The following is a 7,224-nucleotide window of genomic DNA, read 5'->3' as shown; positions in this document are numbered from 1 at the left end:
CGCCGACCGCCAGGGCCGCGGCGAGGGCCGCGCCGATCCCCAGCCAGCCCGGCCAGCCCAGGCCGCCGGACCCGTGGTGGTGCGTCCGCGCGCCCGAGGCCGCGGCCGTCGGGGGAGCGGCGGCCGACCCGGCGGATCCGGCTTCGGACCCGGCCTCGGTGTACTGCCGCTCGAAACGGAAGGTCCCCTGCGTCGGCTGGCGGTCCACCCAGGTGAACGTCACGACGTACCACTCGCCGATGGGGGCGCCGTTCGCGTCGAGGGGGTACACGTGCCGTCCCTGCGAGGGCTTTGCGCACAGCGCGCCCAGCAGGTAGGTGCCCGACCGCAGCCCGGTGCGGACGATCGGGATGTCGCTCCGGCCGTCCTGCGTCCACGCCTTGTCCAGGACCATCGGCCCGCCGGACGTGGTGCTGCCCAGCGTCCGGTACCAGAGGGCCGTGTCGTTCGGCATGTTCTTGACGTCGCGGGGATCCAGGCTGCCGTTCGGGTCCCCGTGCGGGATGGCCATCTCGATCGGCACGATCATCGGCGACCACGCCGTCACCCCGGCCGGGCAGTGCAGCGCCGCGCCGTTCACCATGTTCAGGCCCATCTGCGGGACCTGCCCGAACGTGGACACGGGCTGCACCGCGGGCGACGCCAGCGCCGGGGGCGCGGTGCTCACCAGCACCGCCAGCCCGGCCAGGGCGCTCGCCGCGGCCCCTCGTGCGACCCGCCGTCCCCGGCCCTGGTTCCGTCCCCGTCCGCGTTCGCGTCCCCGTTCCCGTCCGGCGGGGGGCGGGGCGGCGGCGGGCGGACGGCGCGGGCCCGGGGAGGCCGGCGGCTCGACGGGCGGTTCCGCGTTCTCGGTCATGGACACCCCTCAGCTCGGGACCGTCGACGGACGGCGCCGGTCGTGCGGCACGTGGGCGAGCCGACGCGCGTGTGGTCCTCATGCTCGTGGCGGACCCGGCGGCGGCGCTTCTCCCGGAGTGCGGGCCGGTCCCGGGCCCGCGACCCGGCACGGAGGCGGCCGTCACCCGGGGGCGGGCGCGGCCACGAGGGCGGCCGTCCACGGGGCGCGGCCCGGGGCGGGAGTGGGTGTTCCCGGGGCAGGCGCCGGGGCCGTCGTGGTTTGCTGGGCCTGGTGCCGATCCGGCCGGATCGGCCCGTCAACGTATGTCTCGTAGCGTTTAGCGGAAGGACATCCAGGCCATGGACCTCAAACTCGAACTGGTGCCGATCCCCGTGTCCGACCCGGACCGGTCGATCGCCTTTTACGAGAAGTGCGGCTTCACCCTGGACCACGACGTGAACCCCGGCGGCGGCTTCCGGATCGTCCAGATGACGCCGCCCGGCTCGGCCTGCTCGATCGGCTTCGGCGCCGGCTGGGTCGAGACGCCGCCCGGCGCGATCCAGAACCTGCACCTGGTCGTCAAGGACATCGAGGAGGTCCGCGAGGAGCTCGTCGGACGGGGCGTGGAGATCAGCGAGATCAGCCACATGGGCGCCCCGGGGAAGCCCAGCGTCTCCTACGCCTACTTCGAGGACCCGGACGGCAACGGCTGGGCCCTCCAGCAAATGGCCGGCTGACGGGCACGACCGGCGGCCGCCCCGCGCCGGGCGGCCGCCGACCGGCCGGAACGCGCGGGCCGGGGGAGTGGCAGGGGCGGGGACTCGGCCGGGACGTCCCGGCCGAGCCCCCGCCGGTCCGTCAGGCGTGCCGCCGGTGCTCGGCCGCCAGCCGCTCCAGGACGGGCACGACGTCGCTCGGGCTCGGCGTGGCGAGCCACTGCGCGTGGACGTCCTCGGCGCCCTTGCGGTAGGCCTCGGAGGTCGCGACCTCGAGGATCAGCGCGCGCATCTCCTCGACGGTCTGGGCCCGGTGGTCCAGGCGGGCGCCGGAGCCCTGCGCGATGACGAACTCCGACACCGGGGTGGCCTCGACCTTCTTGGCCGGGAGCTCGAAGACCGGCGGCGGGCCGGCGTCGGCGTCCCGCTCCTCGCGCTTGCCGTGCTCCAGGCCGGGCAGCAGGGTGCCGGTGCGCGAGGCGTCGGTGTCCTGGACGGGCTGGAGCATGAGGGACTCGCCCTCGATGTCGCACACCAGGTGCGGGACCTTCGCCGGGACGGCCGCCGAGTAGGTGCCGATGCCGCCGTGGTGGATCATCGCCGAGCAGGTCGGCATCAGGTGCGTGAGGTTCACCCACTCGATCACGCGGACGTTGTCGGGGATCTTCTCGACGTCGTCGAGCTGGAGGCTGTTCAGGGTCGCGACGACCTCGATGTCCAGCCCCTCCAGGGCCTTCATGATCTTGGGCGTGCGGTCCCAGTCGCCGCGGATGAAGCGGCGCGTGGACTCGCCCAGGGTCAGTGCGACGCGGGGACGCTCGGGCTTCTCGTGCAGCCACTTCGGGAAGGTCTGGGCGCCCGCGAAGGGGATGTGGCGCACGTGCACCCGGTTGACGCGGGTGGGCAGCTGGAGGCCGTCCGGGATGGTGTCCACGCTGAACTGGCCGAGCAGGAGCTCCCGGTCGATCTCGACGCCGTACTTGTCGGCGAGCGGCCGCATCATGGTCGCGAGCGGGTTCTCGTCCAGCCCGGCGGCCCGGAGGTCCCCGGCATGCTCGGCGAGCTTGTCCAGGCTGAACGCGAAGACGTCCTCGCCGTTCACCAGGCGCGCCTGCGCGGCGCCGCTGACCCGCGCGGCGACGGCGGCGCTCGGCACGGTGACGTCCCACAGGACCAGGTCGGGCTGCCAGGTGCGGCAGAACTCGACGAGGTCGGACGCCTCGGAGCGGTCGACCCGGAGGTAGTCCGACATCGGGACGAACAGGTACTGGAAGTAGGTGATCCAGTGCTCGCGCTCCCGCTCGGTCAGCCCGAGGACCCGCGCGTACGCGTCGACCTCCTCGGGCGTCTTCGGCGGCTTGGCGCCGTCGGTCAGCCGCACCTCCGGCGTGTCGGGGTCGCCGAGCGCCACGGGGGACAGGCCGGTGGTGATGATCTGCTCCGCGGCGCTGTGGTGCGCCGCCACCCGGACCTCGTGCCCGGCGCTCTGGAGCGCCCACGCGAGCGGCACGACCGGGTAGAGGTGCGCGAGCGAGTTGGGATAGATCGTGAACAGAACGCGCATCGGTTCTCCTTCGGACACGGGCTACTCGGGCACGGGTCGGAGCATTCCCGGACATCGTCCGTTGGGGGGTGGTCACCGCGCACCTCGTGGATTGCTCTGAAGTGCTCAAAAGCCAGGGGCGCGGGGGCGGTGAGTTTCCGGGGGGCGTGCCGTCTTACAGGTACCCACCCCCCTGAGTGAGCTTCGCGGACGGAGCGTGCATGGACAGAGAGAACGGGGTCACCCGGTTCGTTTGCGGCAGATGGAGCAAATGGGTCGTCCTGGTGGCCTGGCTCCTGCTGACGATGATCGTGGTCGGGCCGCTGGCCGGGAAGCTCACGAGCGCCGAGAACAACGACTACGCGCAGTGGCTTCCGGGGAAGGCGGAGGCCACCCGGGTCCTGAACCTCCAGAAGCGGTTCCAGAACGGGGACGACGTGCCCGCGGTCGTCGTCTACGAGCGGACGTCCGGGATCACCCCCGCGGACCAGGCCAAGGCCGCGGCGGACGCGAAGGCGCTCGCCGGCGCCGAGGGCGTCGCGGGGCCGGTCACCGGGCCGATCGCCTCGTCCGACGGCAAGGCGCTGCAGACCGTCGTGCCGATCACGATGGGCAAGGACGGCTCGTCCAAGATCGTCAAGCGGGTCGACGGGGTCGAGAAGATCACCGGGACCGGCGGCGGGGGCATGTCGGTGCACCTCGCGGGCATGGGCACCTACGTCGCCGACACCACCCACGCGTACTCGGGCCTCAACTCCACGCAGCTGCTCGGCACGATCCTCGTCGTCGTCGTGATCCTGCTGTTCGCCTACCGCAGCCCGGTGCTGTGGATCCTGCCCTTCCTGTGCGCGATGCTCGCGCTGACCGGCTCGCAGGGCTTCATCTACCTGCTGGCCAAACACGCCGGGCTCACGGTCAACGCCCAGGACACGGCCTTCCTCCTGGTGCTCGTGTTCGGCGCGGGCACCGACTACGCCCTGCTACTGCTCTCGCGGTACCGCGAGGAGCTGCGGCGGCACGCCGACCGGCACGTGGCGATGGCCGTCGCGCTGCGCCGCGCCGCCCCGCCGATCGTGGCGAGCGCCGCCACCGTCTCGGTCGCGCTGCTCTGCCTCCAGTTCGCGCAGATGAACAACACCGCCGGGCTCGGCCCGGTGCTGGCGATCGGCATCGTCGTCGGCCTGGTCATCTCCCTGACCCTGATGCCCGCCCTGCTCGTCATCTTCGGCCGGTGGATCTTCTGGCCGAGGAAGCCGCTGGTCGGGTCGGACGAGGTCACCAGCGCCCGGCTGTGGGCGCGCGCCGGGACCCGCATCGCGCGGCGGCCCCGCGCGATCTGGATCGGCACCGCCGTCGTGCTGGGCTTCCTGTCGTTCGGCCTCTTCCAGGTCCACGCGACCGGCCTGGCGTCCCAGGACTCCTTCCTCGACAAGCCGCGCTCGGTGCTCGGCCAGGAGGTCCTCGCCCGGCACTACGCGGCGGGCCAGAACGGCCAGCCCGTCGTGGTGATCGGCAACGCGGGGGCGGCGTCCCGGCTGCGGCAGGCGCTGAGCGGGGACCGGGGGATCGCGTCGACGACCGAGCCCGTCCAGAAGGACGGGCTGGTCTACCTCGAAGGGACGCTGCGGGCCCAGCCCGACACCCGCGCGGCGTTCGACACCGTCTCCCGGCTGCGCACCGCCGTGCACGCGATCGGCGGCGCGGACGCGAAGGTCGGCGGCCAGACCGCGCTCACCAAGGACACCAACAGCGCCTACGACCACGACACGCTGCTGCTGATCCCGCTCGTGCTCCTGGCGGTCATGGTGGTCCTGACGCTGCTGCTGCGCGCGCTGGTCGCGCCGCTGGTGCTGATCGGGACGGTCGTCCTGTCGTACCTGGCCGCGATCGGGATCAGCTCGGTGCTGTTCCACGACGTGTTCGGGTTCAAGGCGACCGACACCTCGTTCCCGCTGCTGGTGTTCGTGTTCCTCGTCTCCCTCGGCGTGGACTACAACATCTTCCTCATGACGCGCGTGCGCGAGGACGCGCGGCGGCTCGGCACCCGGCGGGCGGCCCTGACCGGGCTGACCGCGACCGGCGGCGTGATCACCTCGGCCGGCCTCGTCCTGGCGGGCACCTTCGCGGTGCTGACGACCGTGCCGGTGATCTCGTTCATCGAGATGGGCGCGGCGGTCTCGATCGGCATCCTGCTGGACACCTTCGTCGTGCGTTCGGTGCTGGTGACGGCGCTGACGCTCGACATGGGCCGCCTCGTCTGGCTGCCGAGCGGACTGGCGAAGCGCGAGGACGTCCCCGTCGAGGACGCCGGCGACATCGGCGAGATGGACCTGGAGCCCGCTCCCGGCGGCTGACGTCCGCCCCGCCCCGAGCACCCGGGGCGGCCGTACCCCGTGCGGCCGCCCCGGGATTCCCCCACTCGGTGGTTCGCTGCAGCGGCCCTATGCGGCGGTCCCCTGGTCCAGGAGGGCGCGCAGGGCGTTCTTGTCGGGCTTGCCCAGGGGGGTGTGCGGCAGGTCGGCGAGGACCACGAGCCGGTCGGGGTGCTTGAACGCGGCGATGCCCCGCGCGGTCAGCGCCGCGCGGACGCCCGTGAGGGTCAGCGAGCGCCCCGGGTGGACGCGGACGACCAGGCACACCCGCTCGCCGAGCACCGGGTCCGGGAGCCCGAGGACGGCGGCCTCGGCCACCGCGGGGATCTCCTGGACGAGCACCTCGACCTCGCCCGGCGCGATCTTCTCGCCGCCCCGGTTGATGAGGTCCTTCACCCGTCCGCAGACCACGACCCGGCCCTCGGGGGTGATCCGGACGAGGTCGCCCGTGCGGTACCAGCCGTCGGCGGTGAAGGAGACGGCGTTCTGCTCGGGGGCCGCGTAGTAGCCGCGCGGCGTGTACGGGCCCCGGGTCAGCAGCTCGCCGACACCGCCCGGCGGAACGGGTGTTCCGTCCCGTCCGACCACCTTGAGCTCGTCGTACGGGCTGATGGGCGGGCCCTGCGTGGCGCGGGCGGCCTCGTCGTCGAGCATGTCGTACGGCAGGCAGCAGATGAGGCCCTCGGCCATGCCGTACATCTGCTGCAGGCGGCAGCCGAGCGCGGGCCCGATGCGGGCGGCGACCTCGGGCGAGAGCATGGAGCCGCCCACCTGGACGAAGAGGAGGCTGGACAGGTCGCGTCCGGAGTCCGGCGCCTCCTCCGTCCAGCGCAGGGCGATCGCCGGGGTGGCCGCGGTGACCGTGACCCGCTCCGCCTCGACCGCCGCGAACACGGCGGCGGGCCGAGGGGAGGGCAGCAGGACCACCCGTCCGCCGGCCATCAGCGTGCCGAGGATGCCCGGGTTGGCCAGCGGGAAGTTGTGCCCGGCGGGCAGGACGGCGAGGTACACGGTCTCGGCGTCGAGGCCGCAGACGGCGGAGACGCGGCGGATGTTGTACGCGTAGTCGTCGTGGGTCCGGCTGATCAGCTTGGGCAGGCCCGTCGTCCCGCCGGACAGCAGGAACAGCGCGGGCCCGGACGGCGACGGGGCCCGCGCGTCCAGCCGGGCACGGCGTTCGGCGACGCCGCCCCTGCCCTCGGCGCTCTCGTCCCGTCCCTCCATCAGCGGACGGAGCGCGACGCTGTCCGGACGCGCCGGCTCGCCCGTCGTCAGGACCCGCGGACGCGACGGCACCCGGGCGGCGACGCGGTGCGCCAGCGCCTCGTGGTCGAAGTCCCGCCACCGGGACGGGACCAGCAGGGCCCGCGCCCCGACGTGCTCGGCGATCGAGGTCAGCTCGTACTCGCGGTGCGGCAGGAGCATCATGACCGGGACCAGGCCCAGCCGGAAGCACGCCATCGTGACGACGACGAACTCCCACGAGTTGGGCAGTTGCACGAGGACGCCGTCGCCGCGCTCCAGCCCGAGACCGGCGAGCCCCTCCGCCAGCCGGTCCGCGCGCTCGGCCACGTCGAGATGGGTCAGGCGGGTGCCGCCGTCCACCAGGGCCGTCCGGGTGGGGTGGCGGTCGGCGGCGTCCCACAGGAAGGCGCCGAGGGGGCGGCCGCGCCAGCATCCCGCCTCCCGGTAGGTCGCGGCGGCGTCGGAGGGCCAGGGGACGATCGGATGCCTCATCACCGTGTTCCTTCTGTG

At 73.4% G+C, this 7,224-nt stretch carries 4 protein-coding genes and 1 pseudogene; 2 read left to right on the top strand and 3 right to left on the bottom strand.

Annotated elements, in window-relative coordinates; genetic code table 11:
* A pseudogene (locus EBO15_RS25545) lies at positions 1 to 856 on the bottom strand (hypothetical protein); the annotation flags it as partial.
* Between the two features lie 341 nt (positions 857 to 1,197).
* On the opposite strand from EBO15_RS25545, the gene EBO15_RS25540 reads away from it, so the two are divergent.
* Positions 1,198 to 1,575: a VOC family protein gene (locus EBO15_RS25540; RefSeq protein WP_122196981.1), complete on the top strand. Its 378-nt coding sequence runs from the start codon at positions 1,198 to 1,200 to the stop codon at positions 1,573 to 1,575.
* Positions 1,576 to 1,696: 121 nt separating this feature from the next.
* Here EBO15_RS25540 and EBO15_RS47125 read toward each other — a convergent pair whose 3' ends face one another.
* Entirely contained in the window at positions 1,697 to 3,118 is a 1,422-nt protein-coding gene (locus tag EBO15_RS47125) for a nucleotide disphospho-sugar-binding domain-containing protein (protein ID WP_122196980.1), read from the bottom strand.
* Between the two features lie 200 nt (positions 3,119 to 3,318).
* Between EBO15_RS47125 and EBO15_RS25530 the strand changes: the two genes are divergently transcribed.
* Positions 3,319 to 5,451 (top strand): MMPL family transporter, encoded by a 2,133-nt coding sequence (locus tag EBO15_RS25530; protein WP_122196979.1) that lies wholly within the window; start codon positions 3,319 to 3,321, stop codon positions 5,449 to 5,451.
* 87 nt (positions 5,452 to 5,538) lie between these two features.
* Here the strand turns inward: EBO15_RS25530 and EBO15_RS25525 are convergent, their stop codons facing one another.
* On the bottom strand, positions 5,539 to 7,206 hold the full coding sequence (locus EBO15_RS25525) for a (2,3-dihydroxybenzoyl)adenylate synthase (protein WP_122196978.1): 1,668 nt from the start codon (positions 7,204 to 7,206) through the stop codon (positions 5,539 to 5,541).
* Positions 7,207 to 7,224: the final 18 nt, after the last annotated feature.

The organism is Actinomadura harenae, from assembly GCF_003696215.1.
Lineage (GTDB): Bacteria > Actinomycetota > Actinomycetes > Streptosporangiales > Streptosporangiaceae > Spirillospora > Spirillospora harenae.
The sequence above is the reverse complement of the archived record's forward strand: the minus strand, read 5'-3'. Positions and strand labels throughout refer to the sequence as shown.